The following is a 16733-nucleotide window of genomic DNA, read 5'->3' on the forward strand; positions in this document are numbered from 1 at the left end:
TGCGTGGTGGAGCAGTGGTAGCTCGTCGGGCTCATAACCCGAAGGTCGGCGGTTCGAGTCCGTCCCTCGCATCCAAATTCAAAGCCCCGGCTCAGAGCAATCTGGCCGGGGTTTTTCGTTTCCAGTCAGGCCGCCTCGACGGAAACCGCCAGGCGCTTGCCGAGAGCTGCCAAGGCCCGCTCGATCTGCTCCATCTTCGAGGTGTGATCGAAGTCGACCAAGCGGCTGGCTACAGGGTGTGAGACCTCGAGCAGTCGGGCAAGATCGGCTACTCGCAGCCCTTGTTCGCGCATGGTGTTCCATAGCGCAATCTTGGCGACGGCCTGGGCGGGAAGGTGCACAACGTGCTGGCCTTCCCCTGCAGGAGAGGCAGGTGGAATGCTGCGCACCTGATCGACATAGATGGTCAGCGCTAGGCAGATGCCATCGACTGCATTGGCCAGCAGCTCCTCGATGGTATCGCCCGCGCTGTGAGCTTCCGGGATGTCTGGACAAGAAGACCAGAAATGGCCGGCCTCGTCGTGCGCAGTGATCGGATAGTCGTACATGGTCACCTCGTCTTGATTTGAGAGCTGATGCCTGTTCCGGGTGACTGGGCCTCAGTCGTTGAGGCCCAGTTGCTTGATGATGTCCTTCCTGAGTCCTTCGCCGATTTCCTTGGCTCCATGATTCGGGAAGATCGTCTGTTTGCCGTTCGGGGCTTTGATCTTGAAGTGGCTGCTGCCGCCGCGTGACTTCGTGAACTCAACCCCCTGGGCCTCCAGCCATCGCCGGAACTCGTTGTATTTCATCAACTCTCCTCTGTTCTGTTGATGGCTCTATTGTATAGCATAAGTGATTAAAGTAAATACTTATGCTTAATCTTTTGTGCTGCCCGATCCGGTCACCCTCCCGGCCGGAGAGGGCAGCGCCCATCCGCCCGCGAGGGCTGCCGAGATGCCCAAGATGCCCGAGAAGTCCCCAGAGTTCTGGGTCGGCGTCGTGTTAGCCCTTCGTGAGCAAGGTCTGGCCATGACGCTGACCTTCATCCTGTCCTACCTGCGCATTCGTCTGTACGGAGATCAGCCGAGCATCGTGCGCTCAGTCCTTGAGGCTGCTGTCGGCGCGCTGCTGGTGATGATCGTCGGCCTTGCCGTGAAGGAGGCCGGGTTGAGCGAGGCCTGGACGCTTTTCACTGCGGGGTTCGTCGGCATCCTTGGCGTGGACCAAGTGCGAGTCCTGGCAAAGAAGTGGGCTGTGCGGAAGGTGGAAGGATAGTGATATGGCGGCAAAGCAACTTGACTGGGAGGCAATAGAACGCGCCTACCGGGCGGGCCAGCTTTCAGTCCGGGCCATCGCCGCGCAGCACGGCATCAACGAGAAGTCCATCCGTAATCGTGCGGCGGCCGGTGGGTGGCAAAGAGACTTAGCCGACCAAGTACGCAAGGAAGTCCGCAACAAGTTGGTCCGCAGTCCGCAGTCCGCAGTCCGCAACCCCTTACGCGCGAGTGCGGACTGCGGACTTGATGCACAGATCGTTGAGGTGGCGGCCGAGGAGGGGGCACAGGTAGTCCGGACTCACCGCCGGGATATCCGCAAGGCATCGGATATCGCCGACCTGCTGATGTGCGACCTGATGACAACGATCAGAAATCGTGAAGCCATCGAGGAGGCCATCGAGGCTGAGACAGAACCTGGAATGCTCCGGGCCAACATGCTCGCCGCCGTGGCTCTCCCAAGCAACGCCAAGACCCTGTTCCAGCTATCGGCGGCGATGAAGAACCTGCAGACGCTGGAGCGCCAGGCCTACAACCTCGACGACGAGAAAGAGTCCGGGCCTGCTCAAGATTGGGACGGCAAGGTGGTGGTGGAGCTGGTAGAGCCTGGGACGGCAGTCGATGCCGATTAATCTGCGGATGCCCGCAGCGATCGGGCGTCTGTTGCATGCCGAGGGATATCGGTACTACGGCCTGAAAGGCGGGCGAGGCTCGGGAAAGTCGGCCAGCGTTGCCCAGCGCCTGCTGATCGAGGGCATGCAGCAGCCGCACCGGATACTCTGCTGCCGCGAGGTCCAGAACTCGATCCGCGAGTCATCGCACGCCGAGCTTGGTACCTGGGTCGACAAGCTAGGGCTGCGCTGGTTCTACGACTGCGGGGACACGTACATCCGCGGGCGCAATGGCACCGAGTTTTTTTATCGAGGCCTGCTGCGCAATCTCGACGCCGTCAAATCCATGTCCGGGGTGACGCGCGTATGGATCGAGGAGGCCGAGAACGTCTCGCAGAACTCCTGGACGAAGCTGGACCCCACGATCCGCGCCCCAGGGGCAAAGATCTACGTCACATACAACCCCGAGGATGCCGATAGCCCTACGGCAAAGCTGCTTGACGGCAACCCGAGCGCCATCGTCGGGCACTTCAACTTCGACTCGAACCCATGGTTTCCAGCAAGCCTTGAAGAGCAGCGCTTGCTATGCCAACGCCGAGACCCGGACGCATACGCTCACATCTGGCTCGGCGAGCCGATCAGCCGAAGCGACGCGCAAGTGCTTGGCGGAAAGTGGGTCGTCGAAGACTTCGAGCCTGGAGCGGACTGGGAAGGCCCGCTATGGGGCTGTGACTGGGGGTTCAGCCAAGACCCGACAACCCTGGTCAAGGTGTGGATCTACGGCGGAAACCTGTACATCGAGCAGGAGCTGTACCGGGTCAATCTTGAGATCCGGCATACCGCGAAGGCCTTTCGAGATGTGCCAGGCCTCACTGACCGCAGCCTGATCTTCGCCGATTGCGCGCGTCCCGAGACGATAAGTCACGTCCGGGGGGATGGCCTGAACATCAAGCCCTGTACGAAGTGGCAGGGCAGCGTCGAGGACGGCATCACTCACCTGCGCGGTGCATACGACAAGATCATCATCCACCCGCGATGCCGCCACATAGCCAAAGAGGCCCGGCTGTACAAGTACAAAGTCGACCCGCACACAGACGAAGTGACAGACATCATCGTAGACAAGCACAACCACGGCTGGGATGCGGTCCGATATGCCCTGGACAGGCGCATCCAGCGGCGCGGCAAGGGCTTCTTCGGGCGATAGGAGGCATCATGCCACGCAAGCGCAACAAGCCCCGTCGAGGGGGTGTTTTCTCGACCGACCTGAGCCTACCGGCCGCCGGTCCGGCTCGAACTGTCGGGATCGCCCGGGACAGCGCCCTTGGGCCGATCATCAAGGGCGCGCAGACAGTTGGCGTGCCAGATGCCCAGTTGGAGTGGTACGGGGCTCAGAGCTTCATCGGCTACGCTGCCTGCGCGGTACTCGGCCAGCACTGGCTGATCGACAAGGCCTGCCTGCAGCCTGCCCGGGATGCGTTACGCCATGGCTATGAAATCACTGGCGTGTCCGAAGAGGTCAAGGCAAGGCTTCGTGACTCGGAGAAGCGTCAGCGGCTGAACGACAAGCTGCGCGAGTTCATCCACTTCGGCCGGCTGTTTGGTGTTCGGATCGCGCTGTTTTCCGTGGCCAGCCCGGACCCCGAGTACTACGAAAAGCCGTTCAACCCTGACGGTGTGGGGGCTGGCTGCTACCGAGGCTTGGTACAGGTCGACCCACATTGGTGTACGGCGGAGCTGGACGAGGCCTCGCTCGCTGACCCGACGTGCCCGCACTTCTACGAACCGCTGTACTACCGGATCGGCAAGCTCCGCATCCATCGCAGCCACCTGGCCATATTCGTCCCGTACCCGGTACCGGACCTGCTCAAGCCGCAGTACCAGTGGGGCGGAGTGCCCTTGCCGCAGCGGATCTATGAGCGGGTCTACGCGGCTGAGCGCACGGCCAACGAGGCGCCCCAGCTCGCGATGACCAAGCGGCTCACGGCCCTGAAGACCGACACGGCACAGGCCATGGCCAACATGTCGGACTTCCAGCAGAAGCTTCAGGACTGGACCGAGCTGCGGGACAACTACGGCGTCTGGGCAATCGACAAGGAGGTCGAGGATCTTGCCCAGTTCGATGTGTCCCTGGCCGACCTCGATGCGACGATCATGACGCAGTACCAGCTTGTCGCAGCCGTCGCCAACGTGCCTGTGACGAAGCTGATGGGCACGCAAGTCCCGGGCTTCAACTCCAGTGGCGAGTACGAAGAGACCAGCTACCGGGAAGAACTGGAGTCGATCCAGAGCAACGACCTCTCGCCGCTGATTGAGCGGCACCTGCTGTTGTGCCTGCGCTCCGCTGGCATCGCTGATCAGATCCCAGGCGTCTCCTGGAACCCGCTCGACAGCCCGACCGCGGAAGAGTGGGCGGCAATCAACAAGACGAAGGCCGAGACGGCAGAGATCTACGCCGGCATAGGCGCGATTGATGGGGGCGACGTGCGCCGTCAGCTCATGGGCGATCCGAACAGCGACTGGAGCAACCTTCAGGCGCTCACTGAAGAGTCGATGCTGGAGGCGGAGGAGCAGCATGGCGAACAAGCGCCCGCCGCTGTCGAGCAAGCGGCAGCAGTACGCTGAGCAGCGTAAATCCGGCTTCTTCGTTGGCAAGCCGCTGAGCTACCCAGCCGGCCCGATGCACCGCTACAGCTTCGCGCTGCTGCGACTGATCGATCCGATGCTGCGCGAGTACGAGCACGAGCTGTCGGCAGTCTTTCGCGAGTACGGGCCTGACCTGCCGGCACAGGACGCCAGCCTGGCCAGCCAGGCACGGATTGCCCTGAACAGGCTTCAGCAGAAGTTCGCTCGGATGTTCCGCCAGGCTGCTACAGGCATCGTGAGCCGGATCTTTGGTCAGGTCGACAAGGCTTCGGCCGCAAGCCTAGGCCTGTCGCTCAAGGAGCTGTCCGGCGGCCTGACGCTCAAGACCGACATCATGCCGGCGGCTCTGGCCGAGGCCGTGACCGCTCGCACCGCCGAGAACGTGGCACTGATCAAGTCGATACCGCAGGCCTTCCACGAGCAGATCGCCGGCGCAGTGATGCGTTCGATTCAGCCGGGGGCCAACGGCCTGGCCGACGTGACCGAGGCGCTGCGCAAGTACGGCGGGATCACGCAAAGGCGGGCGGACTTCATCGCGCGGGATCAGGTTTCCAAACTGACCAGCGTGATGAACGCCGAGCGCTCCAGGGCGCTGGGCATCAAGAAGTTCCGCTGGCTGCACTCCGGGGGAGGCGCCGAGCCGCGCAAGCTTCACCTGAAGCTGAGCGGGCAGGTCTTCAGCTACGACGACCTGCCCGTGATCGATGAGCGGACCAAAGAGCGTGGATTGCCGGGGCAGTTGCCGAACTGCCGGTGCCGCGCCGTGCCGCTAGTTGAGTTCTGAGCCCTGGCATCCGCCGGGGCTTTTTGTTTGCGCGCGGCCTAGGTCCGTACAACCGAACGACGGGTGTCCGCTCATCCGCCTGTCCCGGCCGCGCACCTATTTCCCGGTGAGCGAGGTAACGCCAATGAGCAATGTCATCCCGTTCCATTACCAAGGCCAGCCGGTACGGTTCAACACTGATGGCTGGATCAATGCAACCGAAGCGGCCAAGCGGTTCGGCAAGAAGCCGGCGAAGTGGCTTGAGCTGCCTAGCACTCAGAGCTATATGGCGGCGCTCGCGAAGCGTCTGACCCAGGAGTTTGATGTCCGAAAATCGGACATCAAACTGGTTGATACCTCTCGGGTTCGTGGTAGAGCAGGCACCTGGCTTCACCCGAAGCTGGCTGTTGCTTTTGCTCGCTGGCTATCTGACGACTTCGCCGTCTGGTGCGATCTGCAAATCGACGCCTTGCTCCACGGCAACCTGCCGGCCCAGCAGCAATTCGACAATGCCTGCAGGCGCCTGGCTGACGGCAAGGCTATGGCCAGCCTGAGCGGCCGAGAGCTAGCCCGCTGGCGGTGGGACAAGCCAGGCCTTGAGCACGAAGTCGATCACTGGCGCGGCCAGATTCAATTGATGCTGGCTCTCGGGTAGCAGGAGCACCACATGCCCCCGTCAGCAAGAACCCGAGACATCAATGGGTATGTCGAAATCCGAGACAACCCGATATCCAAGGCTGGCGTATACCCCTACTCGGGCGCGCAGCTCGGCATGACAGGCGAAGCGACAGGCCGGATTTTCCGCGTCTACCGGCCGCCGGAAGAACTGGCGGATCCCGAGTGCATCGCCTCCTTCCGCCTGCTGCCGCTGGTCGATGAGCACCCGGCCGGCATCCTCGGTGACGAGGAACTCGGCGCGACACCCGCCGAACTCCACGGCATTCAGGGCTGTATCGGGGAGCAGGTCCACTTCGACCCGCCCTACCTGCGGGCCAACCTGCGCCTCCTGTCCGAGTCGATCAAGCGGGCCATCGACATGGCCGGCAAGGTCGAGCTGTCTCCCGGCTACCGCTGCCAGTACGACTTGACACCCGGTGTCACGCCAGAGGGCGAACCGTATGACGCCGTGCAGCGCAAGATCCGCGGCAACCACCTGGCACTGGTCGAGGAGGGGCGCACCGGCCCGGACGTCGCCGTGCTCGATCACCTGAAAATCACTCTTGACGCAAAGGAGGTCGCGCCCATGGCCGACGAAAACGAGAACACACAAGACGCCGAAGGCGGAGAGGGCGGCGACATCCTGGCCACTGCCAAGGCTGCGCTCGAAACCCTGAAGCCGCTGCTTGAAGCCTCGGCCGAGGTCAAGGCCATGCTCGCCGAGCTGATGGGCGCCGGCGATCCGGCGGCGGCTGGCGACCAAGAGCCGGAACCGACTCTACCAGCCCCCACGATGGACGAACCCAGCATGACCCCTGCAGCACTCGACGCAGCCCTGAGCAAGGCGCTCCAGCCCATCAACGATCGCCTGTCCGCCCTGGAGGCTGGACGTACCGCGCTCGATGCCGCCGTGATTTCCAGCCTGGCCGAGCGTGATGCGCTGGTCGGCAAGGTCACCCCCTTCGTGGGCACCTTCGACTCGGCCCGCATGACCGTCCAGCAGGTTGCCGAGTATGCCGCGGACAAGCTCGGCATTCCTGTCGTGGTAAAGGGCCAGGAGCGCGTCGCCCTGGATGCCTGGCTGCATGGCCGCACGCCTGACATGAGCAAGCCGACCATCGCCGCCGACGGGGCCAGCGGCAAGGGCATCTTCGACACCTGGAGGGCTCAGTAATGGCTTTTCAAACTTCCATCGCCGCCGACATCGTGTCCGGCTATATCGGCGAGCTGTCGCACAAGGGCCCGATGCGCGCCATCCCGGCAAGGATCGCCGCCGATGCCACGCAAGCCGATTGCCTGGTAGGGCGCGCCTACACCTATGCCGACGAGACCGCCGAGACCGTCCGCCCGGGCGGCACCGGACAATTCGCCGGCATCCTGATCAGCCCGAAGTCGTACCCGCGGCAGGACCTCTATGACGACACGCTGGATATCCCGCTGAACAGCATCGTTCAACTGCTGCAGATGGGTTACGTCTACGTCCAGCTCGCGTCGGCAGGCGCCTCCATTGGCTCCTCGCTGGTCTATCACACCACGACCGGCGCCCTCGACTGGACCGATACCCCCGGAACTCCCCCGGCGGACCATGCCCTGGTCCCCAACGCCATCATCGACCGCCACATGCCCAGCAGCGCGACCCCGCGTCTCGCCCTGGTCAAGCTGACCAACTGATAGGAGCCGCACATGCGTTCCCGCGTTCATAGCAACATCTCGGGTCGCGAGCTTATGCGCCGCGGCCCCCTGCAGCTCGCTCCCGAGCAGTGCGGGCAATACCGCGATCTGCGTCAGCTCGGCATTGGACTCGATGCCGTCGTAGCCAACGATGCAGCCCTGGTCGGCCCGGCTCTGGGTAGCCTTGGCGGCCCGTTCTGGAAGCTGCAGAACTGGCTGCCGGGCGTCGTGCGCCAAATCACTCAGGTTCGCCTGATTGATGAGCTGGTCGGCGTGATGGCCGTTGGGTCGTGGGAGGACGCCGAAGTCGTCCAGACCACCAGCGAGCTGGCAGCTCTGCCCGAGCTGTATGGCGATCACACCAACATCCCGCTGGCCAACTACCGGTTCGGCTACGAGCGCCGGGAGATCGTCCGTTTCGAGCAAGGCTTTATGGTCTCGAAGCTGGAAGAGGCCCGGGCCAGCAAGTTTGACTTCAACGACGAAGCCGAGAAGCGCGCGGCGGTCGCCCTGGCCATGGACATCATCCGCAACCGCGTCGGTTTCCTCGGTTACAACGCGCCGGACACCCGGATCTACGGCTTCCTCAACGACCCGAACTTGCCGGCCTACACCACGCTGCCCAACGGCGCGGGAGGCTCGTCCACCTGGGCCAGCAAGACCTTCCTCGAGATCTGCGCGGACATCCGCAAGATGATGATCGAGCTGGAGGTGGGCTCAGGCGGAAACATCCGGACCGAGACCGATGCCGTGACCATGGCCATCCCGCTCGGTCACTCGCAGTACCTCGGCCTGGTCGATGCGACCGGCGTCACCAGCGTGCGCGACTGGGCGCGCCGTACCTACCCGAATCTGCGGTTCGTGTCGGCGCCCGAGCTGATCGCCGCGAACGGCGGTGCGAACGTGATCTACGTCTATGCCGACCGCGTTCCGGCCGACGACTCGACCGACGACGGCAGCGTCATCGTGCAAATGGTCCCGGCTCGCTTTCAGGCCTTGGGGGTCGAGGTCCGTGCCAAGGGTCGTGTCGAGGACTTCACCAATGCGCTGGGCGGCGTGCTGATCAAGCGCCCATGGGCAATCAAGCGCTACTCGGGGGTATGAGGATGGCCAAGGTATACGTCTACTCCACCCTGACCAGCGATCAGGAGTACCGGACGTTCCGCGAGTCCGGCGGCGACCTGCCGCAGGTAGAGGCCTCGGTGGTCATCCGTGGCAAGGCCAACGTGATGGACAAGCACTTCGTGACGCCGGCCGGCATGCTGACCGAGATCACCGAGGACCAGCTTGCCGTGCTGGAGCGCTGCGAGGTTTTCCGGATCCACGTCAAACATGGCCATGTCATCGTGTCGCGCGATCTGCTGCCGGTGGAAAAAGTCGTCGGCGATCTTGAGGCCCGCGACAAGTCCGCACCGCTGACCGAGTCTTCGGTTCGCGGCCAGGTCGATGACGTCGTGATCAACAAGACCGCCAAGGCCAAGCCGAAGGAGTAAGCCATGGACCTGGCAGCATTCCGCCAACGCTTCCCGCAGTTCGCCAGCGTGCCGGATGAAACCGTCACGGCCACGGCAGCCGACGCGGAGTGCTACCTGTCCGGGCAGGGCTGCTCCTGCGCAGAGCTGCAGATAGAGCTGATGACTGCCCACCTGCTGGCACTTCGGCAAGCGGCGCAGGCGGGGACGGGCGGGGTAACCGGAGCGGTCACGTCGGCGACGGTCGGCAAGGTGACCGTTTCGACCACCCCCCCGCCGGTTCGGTCCTCTTGGGACTGGTGGCTGTCGTCGACGCCATACGGTGCGGAACTGCTGGCGTTGCTGCGGTCCTGCGCCGTCGGCGGACTGTATGTCGGCGGGCGGCCGGAGCGCGCCGCGTTCCGCTCGGTCGGCGGAAGGTTCCCCCGGGGTGGGAGGGCACGGTAATGGGCTTCAAAGTGCACCACATCGAAGGTAGCCACGGCCTGATCCTGGGCGCCATTCAGGCGTTCAAGCGCAAGTCGGCGGCCGTCGGCTTCATGGACACGGCTCGCTACCCAAGCGGTGAGTTGGTCAGTTACATCGCCACTATCCAGGAGTTTGGCTATCCGGCCGGTGGCATTCCGGCGCGACCGTTCTTCCGGCCGACCATCGCCCAGCAGAAGCAGGCATGGCGTGACCACCTGCTGCGGGGCGCCCGACAGGTCTTGCTGCGCAGGATCACCCTGGAGGCCATGCTGCGCCAGTTCGCCATGGCTGCGGCGGGAGACGTGGCGACGACTATCTCCAAGATCCAGACGCCACCCCTGTCCCCGAGCACCATCGCGGCCAGGCAGGCACGGCGAAAGACGCCCGGCGTGAGCACCAAGCCTCTGGTCGACACCGGCCTGATGATCCAGTCCGTGACGGGCGAGGTAATCGACAAATGATCCCCGGAAGCAACCTGTTGGACATGGCGCTGGATCTCATCGGCGCCCAGCCCGACGTGTACTGGCGGCAGCAGACTGGCCGCACCCTGGACGAGGCCGGCGAGTGGGTACCCGAATACGCCCCGCCGTTGCAAGTCAAGGGCTCGCTCCAGCCGCTCAGCTCGGCCCGATACCAACAGCTCGGCCTCGACCTGGCGCGTCGGTACTTCACTTTCTTTACGTCGGCCCCTGTGCAGGGCGTAGGCCGGGACCGCTCGGGCGATCTGCTGGATATCGCGGGCCGCAGGTATCAGGTTGAGGCCATCTCCAACACCGATGGCGGGGGCAGCGATTGGTCAGAGATCGACGGCTGGCGTGAAGTGGTCGTCGTCGATATAGGGCCGGCCCCATGACAGCCCGCGAGCTGGCCATCCTGCTGCGCGCTCAGCTCATCGCTGGCCTTGCGCGCTATGGCGACACCTCGACCACGGTTGCCCAGGCTTACCAGCAGGGGCAGCAGGGCCGCATGGACGCTGGGCTGTATTTCTTCACCGTCACGGCGCACCGCCACGGCTGGCAAGCCCGTCGCCACGTCTATGACCCGGACGCCGATGAGACTGTGACCGAAGAATCGCAGGTCATCGAGACGACCTTTCAGATCTTCGGTCTCGGCCCGCAAGCCGAGGACATCACGCACACGGCGGCCATGGTCTGCAACAGCCTGTTCTTCGTCGAGGGCATGCGCGCTGGCGGCGCGGGCGTCCAGAGGGTCGGCGACGTGCGCAACCCAATTATCCAGAACGACCGGGGCCAATTCGAAGGCAACCCGTCATTCGACCTCATCGTTACGACTCGGCAGACGCGGGTGGATCGCCGTCAGGCCGTCGAGCGCGTGGAAATCCGCATGGGAAGGGTATAGATGGCTATTCCCCAGTCTCGGTATATCAACGTAGGCGGCGCGAATGACGCGGATATCAGCCGCCTCGACCAGCAGATCCGTCAGCTCACCGCCATCATCCAGGCACACATCGGCGCCGGCGGCGACGCGCACCGAGCGGCTACCACTACCCTGGCGGGCTTCCTGTCAGCGTCCGACAAAGCCCGGTACGATGCGTTCGCGTCGCAAGGAGAGCAGGAGCAGGGCGACCAGTTATCGAGTGCCGGCATCTTCACGGGCGCAGCATATGGCGTGATCGGTGGCCCCGGTCGCGATGAGGCCCTGAATATCCTGACCGCTCTCGATGAGATGGGTGACGAAGGCGGAGAACTGATAATCCGCGCCCAGACGCCGGGCGACCCGGTCTATATCAACAGCCCGATCCCAATCGAGAGCAGCAACCTGACCCTACGGTTCCAAGGGACGCTGCTCATGGGGCCGGATGCCTACGTCAGGGTCAATGGCGGTCTAAAGGAGATCGTGCGCCCGGGCATGGCCGGCAGCTCCCTGGCCCTGCGGGCGCCAAGCTTTACTGACAGCGAGGGGCGCATGGTCCTGCCGCTGCGGTCAGGGCATGGCGCCTTTGTGTTCCCTTATGATCAGATCGTCGTGCGCGGCGAAAACGACAAATTCGGCAAGCCATTCGTCAAGCAGATCACCTCGGTTGTATCGGTCTCCGGCGACGACGTGACCTGTGCCGACGAGCCGGATACCACTTTCCAGCCGACTTACCCAGATTCGGACTGGCCGCCGGATCACACCACGGGCACCACGGTTTCCATCTCTGCCTTCAAGGCCCTGACGGTTGACGCGCAGGCCGGCGACATCACCGTCGACGTGGGCGATACCACGATCTTCAGCGTCGGTGATCTCTGCTACATCAGCGACATCCGGACCGAAGCCGACTTCATGGCCGCGATGGACCCGCCCGTGGCCAGCACGCTGCGGTCCATGTGCAACATGGAGATTGCTACGGTGGTGGCCAAGACCGCGACCACCCTGACCTTTGATCGCCGCCTGGAACGCGGCTTCCCAGTTGAATGGGGGGCAGGCGTGGCCATCATGGAGCCGGTCACGAATACCCATATCCGGGCGGATGTCATCAAATGGGACGCGCCGCAACCGAACCGGCGCAACTCGGCGCTCGCCATCAACTACAGCCAGCGTTGCACCATCAAGGCCCAGCTCATCAACGGCAAGGCCGGGCGGATCGGCGCTGCGGCGCGGATCGGCTACAGCTACGACTGCCACATCATCTACACGCGGGCCATCGGCGCCTACCGGTTCGAGAGCGCGGAAGGGTACGGGTTGACCCTGTACTACTCGACCCTCTGCAGCATCAAGCACAGCCACGCGACCGGCTGCCGGCATAACTACCTGGTGCAGACCGGAACCCTGAACGAGATTGCCCATAACTACAGCGGCGATGACTTCATCAGCGGTATCGACGTGCACGGCGCGAACAGCGTCAAGACCTGGATTCACCACAACACGGTCACCCGCAGCAACCGGCATTCGCCTGGCGTCACGAACGGCGGCGGCATCCGCAATGGCAATACCTCGCACGTGATCGGCGACCACGACACGGTCATCGAGGAAAACTGGATCTCAGGTTACCTGGGTGCCCTGCATGCCGCGATCGACGTGTCGCCTTCCAGCCGCGACGCCATCGTTCAGCGCAATAACATCCAGGACGCACAGATCGGCTTTCGCCATTACAAGGTCAACTCGAGCATCCCGAACCAGCACGCCAACCGGGTCACATTCCAGGACAACACCCTGGTCCGCGTCGTCGAGCCGCTCGATGTCGAGAACTACGACGGCAACAGCTACTGGGACGAGCTGATCCTCAAGCGCAACACCTTCCGCGAGTGCGGCCCCGTCGTCGTGTGGGACCTCCCCAAGCTGATCTGCAAGGGCAACGACGTCGAGGCCATGGCCTACGTGCCGGGCCAGCATGCCTTCGAGTTTCGCGGCATCTCCGACCTGCGCGTACAGGGCTGCTCGGTCGACGGCGCGGCCCGTGGCGTCAGCGTGACCAACTGCGGCACGGCAGCCGTGGTCCGCAACTGGTTCGGAGACACGGTGGAAGGCGTCCCGGTCACGGACGGCGGCGGCAACGGGACACTCCTGCTGCTGAGCAACGACAACGGCATATCCAACTCGATCATCGACGCCGGCGCGTTCGGCGACCCGACTACCACGACGCTCAATGGCGGAGCCTTCGGCGACCCGACCGATACCGCTTATGACGGGGGAACCTTCTGATGGCAACGCGCTACCAGCATCGGCGCAGCACGACGACTGCACAGGCGCCGAGCACTCTGCTGCCTGGCGAGATCGCCGCCAACCTGACTGACGAAGTCCTGTGGGTCGGCAAGGCAGATGGCACACCCAAGAAGCTGACATCCTTTGCTGACTTCCTCGAGGCGGTACAGGACCTGATCGGCACATTCGTGAAGGGCGGCACGGGCATATCCGTGGCCTACAACGACGCTACGGGCGAGACGACGATCACCAATACGGGCGGCTCTGGCGGCAGCTCGAACGCTCCCTATCTCCTGTACGAGTTCGGGGATAGCCGCTCATATCAAGCGTGGAGCTACACGACAACCATCCCAGCGCCGCGCGCTGCCAGCCCCTTCTGGTGGATGGAGGCGCTGAGTCGTCGCGTCAAGATGGACTATCGCTATGTGCAGGGCGTGTCCGGCAACGAGGTCGCCCAGGTCAAGGCTCGCATTCAGGCCAACACCGCTAACGCCTGGGGCTTCGGCCCTGAGGACCTGCCAGAGCCCGGAATCGTCACCCTGCTGGTCGGCACCAACGACATCACCGGTGCTGTGGCGGCCGGCGGTCGCACATACATCGACAGCGTGCTGGCCGACCACCTGTGGATCGTGAACTGGGCGCTCGGCAAGGGCCACAAGGTCATCGTCATTACCGAGTGGCCGCGCTCCGGCCTGACCGCCGACGAGCAGAAGCTCATGCAGTACTTCGTCAATGGATTGCGCCGGCAGTACGCCGGCATGAAGGACGTCTGGGTCGATGATCCCTGGATCGAGACGGCGAACCCCAGCGACACGACCGGCGCGGCCATCGTGGGGCTGCTCAATGCAGACGAGTTGCATACGAGCCCGGGTATCGGTCAGGTTCAGGGCCGAAGGCTGGCCCGCCTTGCCGAGCGGATGGGGCTGCCGATCATCCATAACCATTGTCCTGGCTCCAACGCGGACCTGTACGACGCAACGAACAACCCCCGCGGCTGTATCGCGGGCAATCCGATGATGCAAGGTTCTGGCGGCACCCTGGGGGCCGGTGCCAGCGGCGTGGCCCCGGATGGCTGGACGCTCGACGCATCCGGCGGCCTGTCAGTCGTGGGCAGCCGCGAGACGATCACTGTCGACGGCCGTGAATATGACGCCTTCAAGGTTGTCGTCAGCGGCACGACCAGTGCGGCAAACGCATACGCGCGCATTCGCCGCTCTGGGCTCCTGTCGAGCGTGGCGATCGGCGACAAGCTGGAAGCCGGCTGCTTCGTCAAAGTTCTCGACGGGCATCAAAACTTCGGCGCTCCGGCAATGGTCATCGACCCGGGCGTGACTGCCGATCAGGTACACGGCGGCCTGACCGTGACCGGCGACCGTGCGCCGCCGGCTGCGATCGTCGAGGCCATGGACGTATACCCGCGCTCCGAGCGCTACACCGTGCCCGATCCGCTTCCGGCATCGCTGGCCGTCGACTACCGCGTGCGCTTCGTCGAGTCGGGCCTGGTCTCCTCGGCCACCGCCTACTTCATCAGCTCCTATTTCCGGAAGGTGTGATTCCCATGGCCATCTCTTTCGCCCGCTACATCGACATCGCCTCCGGGGTGATCGGCGCGCAAACAGTCGCCGAGCGCGAGCTGGTGGGGCTTCGGTTTACGACCGATCCCCGCGTTCCGGTCAACGACCCCATATCGGCGACCAGTGCCGACGATGTGCTGCAGTACTTCGGCGCATCGTCCGACGAGTACGATTTCGCGCAACAGTACTTTTCCTACGTCAGCCCGTCGCCGATCAGCCGCCCGCGCCGCCTGCTGTTCGCGGCATTCGCCCAGACCGCCCGCGCCCCGCGCATCTACGGCGCAGAGGGCTCCTACCTGCTGGCGACCTTCCAGGCGGTCACCGATGGAACGCTGAACCTGACCATGGGTGCCCATCAGGCCGAGCTGGTCGGTATCAACCTGTCCAGCGCGACCACCCTGGCCGACGTGGCGACGGCCATTCAGGGCGCGATCCGTGCCGAGACTGCCGGTGGCGCGCAGTGGACAGGGGCGACCGTCATCTATGACGCGGCAGAGCGGGCTTTCATCCTGGTGGGCGGCGATGCGGTCGATGCGCCGGTCTCCGTCGCCATCGCCTCGACAGGCACCGACCTTGCGCCGCTGCTCGGCTGGACGCTGAGCGCTACGGTTTTCTCGCCCGGCAGCGATCAGCAGACGCCCGTCGAAGCCTTCACCGCAGCCCGCGACGTGTCGGACAACTTTGGCACCTTATCCTTCGGCACTGTGCTGACTGAGGACGAGATCGAGGCCACCGCTCTGGCCAATGCGGCGCTCAACGTCGAGTTCATGTTCCTGGTCAGCGTGAGCGCCGCCAACGCTGCCGCACTCTCGGCTCGCCTCATCAATGTCCCGTCCGTGGGGCTGGTGCTCAACGGCACGGTGGGCGAGTACAAGGAGGCTCTGATCCAGGCCATCGTCGCCGCGATCGTCTGGACGCGCCGCAATGCGACCGTCAACGTCATGTATCGCCAACTGGCGGGCCTCACCGCCGACGTGACAACCACGGCGGACGCCGACACCTACGATGGGCTGCGGGTCAACTACTACGGGCAGACCGCCAAGGCTGGCCAGCAGTACAGCTTCCTGCAGCGGGGCTACCTCATGGGGCCGCCGACTGCGCCGCTGGACATCAACGTCCATGCGAACGAGCAGTGGCTGAAGTCCTACCTGCAGGCGCGGCTCATGTCGCTACAGCTTTCCCTGGGCAAGCTCGCCGCCAACGATGCCGGCCGGGCAACCGTGCTCGCTCAGGTGGTCGCGGCCGTCCAGCTCGCCAAGCTCAACGGCACGATCAGCGTGGGCAAGATCCTGGACGCCACCCAGCAGGCGGCCGTCGCCGACCTTACCGGCGATCCGGAAGCCTGGCGCGACGTACAGAGCAAAGGCTACTGGGCGGATTGCCAGATCGTGCAGGAGACCGGCCCCGGCGGAATCCTGGAGTACGTCGCGCAGTACACGCTCGCGTACAGCAAAAACGACGTGGTCCGCAAGATCACCGGCAGCCACAACCTGGTTTGAGGATAAACGACCATGACTTTCGATGTTTCCGCCGCCGGCACGGGCGCCCGACTGGTGGCCAGCGAGACTTTCCCGAACGGTTTCGACCTGACCTCGTGGGCCGACGATTCCGATCCGTTCGACATCCCGGCCCTGACCACTGCCAGCCAGGCGATGAACGTCAACGGCGACATGGTGACCTGGTCGACCCCGGCGCCCATCGTCGTGACCATCAACGTCCTGCCCGGCTCGCCGGACGACCAGAACCTGCAGGCGCTGCTGGACGCCAACCGCCCGGCCGCAGGCCGCCGCGTGGCCCGCGACGTGATCACCCTGACCAAGACCAACCCGGACGGATCGACCGAGTCTCTGGTAGACGGTCGGATCACCGGCGGCATGCTGGGCCGCAGCATCGCCAGCGCCGGCCGGCAGAAGGCATCGACCTTCACCTTCGCCTTCCAGGACATCGCCGTGACCCGTGCAGGAGGCCAGTAA

General features: G+C 64.2%; 20 protein-coding genes and 1 tRNA gene. 19 read left to right on the plus strand and 2 right to left on the minus strand.

The features are described from left to right. Window positions 1-75: transfer RNA gene (locus tag GCU53_RS21750), tRNA-Met, on the plus strand. A 50-nt stretch (window positions 76-125) separates the two neighbouring features. On the opposite strand, the gene GCU53_RS21755 is transcribed toward GCU53_RS21750, so the two are convergent. Then, a complete protein-coding gene (locus tag GCU53_RS21755; RefSeq protein ID WP_152389435.1) occupies window positions 126-548 on the minus strand; it encodes a type II toxin-antitoxin system HicB family antitoxin in 423 nt (140 codons plus the stop codon). A gap of 51 nt (window positions 549-599) precedes the next feature. Continuing rightward, a complete protein-coding gene (locus GCU53_RS21760) occupies window positions 600-791 on the minus strand; it encodes a type II toxin-antitoxin system HicA family toxin (RefSeq protein WP_152389436.1) in 192 nt (63 codons plus the stop codon). Window positions 792-945: 154 nt separating this feature from the next. Between GCU53_RS21760 and GCU53_RS21765 the strand changes: the two genes are divergently transcribed. The 18 genes from GCU53_RS21765 (at window position 946) to GCU53_RS21850 (ending at window position 16733) form a co-directional block, all read left to right on the plus strand. Next, a complete protein-coding gene (locus GCU53_RS21765; protein WP_244306907.1) occupies window positions 946-1257 on the plus strand; it encodes a phage holin, lambda family in 312 nt (103 codons plus the stop codon). A gap of 4 nt (window positions 1258-1261) precedes the next feature. Beyond that, a complete protein-coding gene (locus GCU53_RS21770; protein ID WP_152389438.1) occupies window positions 1262-1888 on the plus strand; it encodes a hypothetical protein in 627 nt (208 codons plus the stop codon). Next, entirely contained in the window at window positions 1878-3071 is a 1194-nt protein-coding gene (locus GCU53_RS21775) for a PBSX family phage terminase large subunit (RefSeq protein ID WP_152389439.1), read from the plus strand. The genes GCU53_RS21770 and GCU53_RS21775 overlap by 11 nt, the downstream gene beginning before the upstream one ends. A gap of 8 nt (window positions 3072-3079) precedes the next feature. After that, window positions 3080-4489 carry a phage portal protein gene (locus tag GCU53_RS21780; protein WP_152389440.1) on the plus strand — a complete coding sequence of 470 codons (1410 nt, stop codon included), beginning with the start codon at window positions 3080-3082 and terminating at the stop codon, window positions 4487-4489. Then, a complete protein-coding gene (locus GCU53_RS21785; protein ID WP_167520099.1) occupies window positions 4440-5294 on the plus strand; it encodes a phage head morphogenesis protein in 855 nt (284 codons plus the stop codon). Before GCU53_RS21780 ends, GCU53_RS21785 begins: the two co-directional genes overlap by 50 nt. Before the next feature lie 124 nt (window positions 5295-5418). After that, on the plus strand, window positions 5419-5928 hold the full coding sequence (locus tag GCU53_RS21790) for a KilA-N domain-containing protein (RefSeq protein WP_152389442.1): 510 nt from the start codon (window positions 5419-5421) through the stop codon (window positions 5926-5928). A 12-nt stretch (window positions 5929-5940) separates the two neighbouring features. Then, window positions 5941-7104 carry a DUF2213 domain-containing protein gene (locus GCU53_RS21795; RefSeq protein ID WP_152389443.1) on the plus strand — a complete coding sequence of 388 codons (1164 nt, stop codon included), beginning with the start codon at window positions 5941-5943 and terminating at the stop codon, window positions 7102-7104. Beyond that, window positions 7104-7601 (plus strand): structural cement protein Gp24, encoded by a 498-nt coding sequence (locus GCU53_RS21800; protein ID WP_152389444.1) that lies wholly within the window; start codon window positions 7104-7106, stop codon window positions 7599-7601. The genes GCU53_RS21795 and GCU53_RS21800 overlap by 1 nt, the downstream gene beginning before the upstream one ends. A 12-nt stretch (window positions 7602-7613) precedes the next feature. After that, on the plus strand, window positions 7614-8705 hold the full coding sequence (locus tag GCU53_RS21805) for a major capsid family protein (protein ID WP_152389445.1): 1092 nt from the start codon (window positions 7614-7616) through the stop codon (window positions 8703-8705). Between the two features lie 2 nt (window positions 8706-8707). Next, on the plus strand, window positions 8708-9094 hold the full coding sequence (locus GCU53_RS21810) for a hypothetical protein (RefSeq protein WP_152389446.1): 387 nt from the start codon (window positions 8708-8710) through the stop codon (window positions 9092-9094). A gap of 3 nt (window positions 9095-9097) precedes the next feature. Beyond that, window positions 9098-9520, plus strand: a complete 423-nt coding sequence (locus GCU53_RS21815; protein ID WP_152389447.1) for a DUF4054 domain-containing protein — start codon at window positions 9098-9100, stop codon at window positions 9518-9520. Further along, window positions 9520-10002: a hypothetical protein gene (locus tag GCU53_RS21820; RefSeq protein ID WP_208845378.1), complete on the plus strand. Its 483-nt coding sequence runs from the start codon at window positions 9520-9522 to the stop codon at window positions 10000-10002. The genes GCU53_RS21815 and GCU53_RS21820 overlap by 1 nt, the downstream gene beginning before the upstream one ends. Beyond that, a complete protein-coding gene (locus GCU53_RS21825; protein WP_152389448.1) occupies window positions 9999-10394 on the plus strand; it encodes a phage collar protein in 396 nt (131 codons plus the stop codon). Before GCU53_RS21820 ends, GCU53_RS21825 begins: the two co-directional genes overlap by 4 nt. Continuing rightward, a complete protein-coding gene (locus GCU53_RS21830) occupies window positions 10391-10900 on the plus strand; it encodes a phage gateway protein (protein ID WP_152389449.1) in 510 nt (169 codons plus the stop codon). Before GCU53_RS21825 ends, GCU53_RS21830 begins: the two co-directional genes overlap by 4 nt. Next, window positions 10901-13186, plus strand: a complete 2286-nt coding sequence (locus GCU53_RS21835) for a right-handed parallel beta-helix repeat-containing protein (protein ID WP_152389450.1) — start codon at window positions 10901-10903, stop codon at window positions 13184-13186. It begins immediately after the preceding gene. Further along, a complete protein-coding gene (locus GCU53_RS21840; RefSeq protein WP_152389451.1) occupies window positions 13186-14739 on the plus strand; it encodes an SGNH/GDSL hydrolase family protein in 1554 nt (517 codons plus the stop codon). The genes GCU53_RS21835 and GCU53_RS21840 overlap by 1 nt, the downstream gene beginning before the upstream one ends. A 5-nt stretch (window positions 14740-14744) precedes the next feature. Further along, the gene (locus GCU53_RS21845) at window positions 14745-16259 is read left to right on the plus strand and encodes a DUF3383 domain-containing protein (RefSeq protein ID WP_152389452.1); all 1515 of its coding nucleotides are present in this window, start codon (window positions 14745-14747) and stop codon (window positions 16257-16259) included. 12 nt (window positions 16260-16271) lie between these two features. Continuing rightward, the gene (locus GCU53_RS21850) at window positions 16272-16733 is read left to right on the plus strand and encodes a phage tail fiber protein (protein WP_152389453.1); all 462 of its coding nucleotides are present in this window, start codon (window positions 16272-16274) and stop codon (window positions 16731-16733) included.

Origin of the sequence: Azotobacter salinestris, from assembly GCF_009363155.1 — a bacterium.
In the GTDB taxonomy this organism is placed as follows: Bacteria; Pseudomonadota; Gammaproteobacteria; order Pseudomonadales; family Pseudomonadaceae; genus Azotobacter; species Azotobacter salinestris.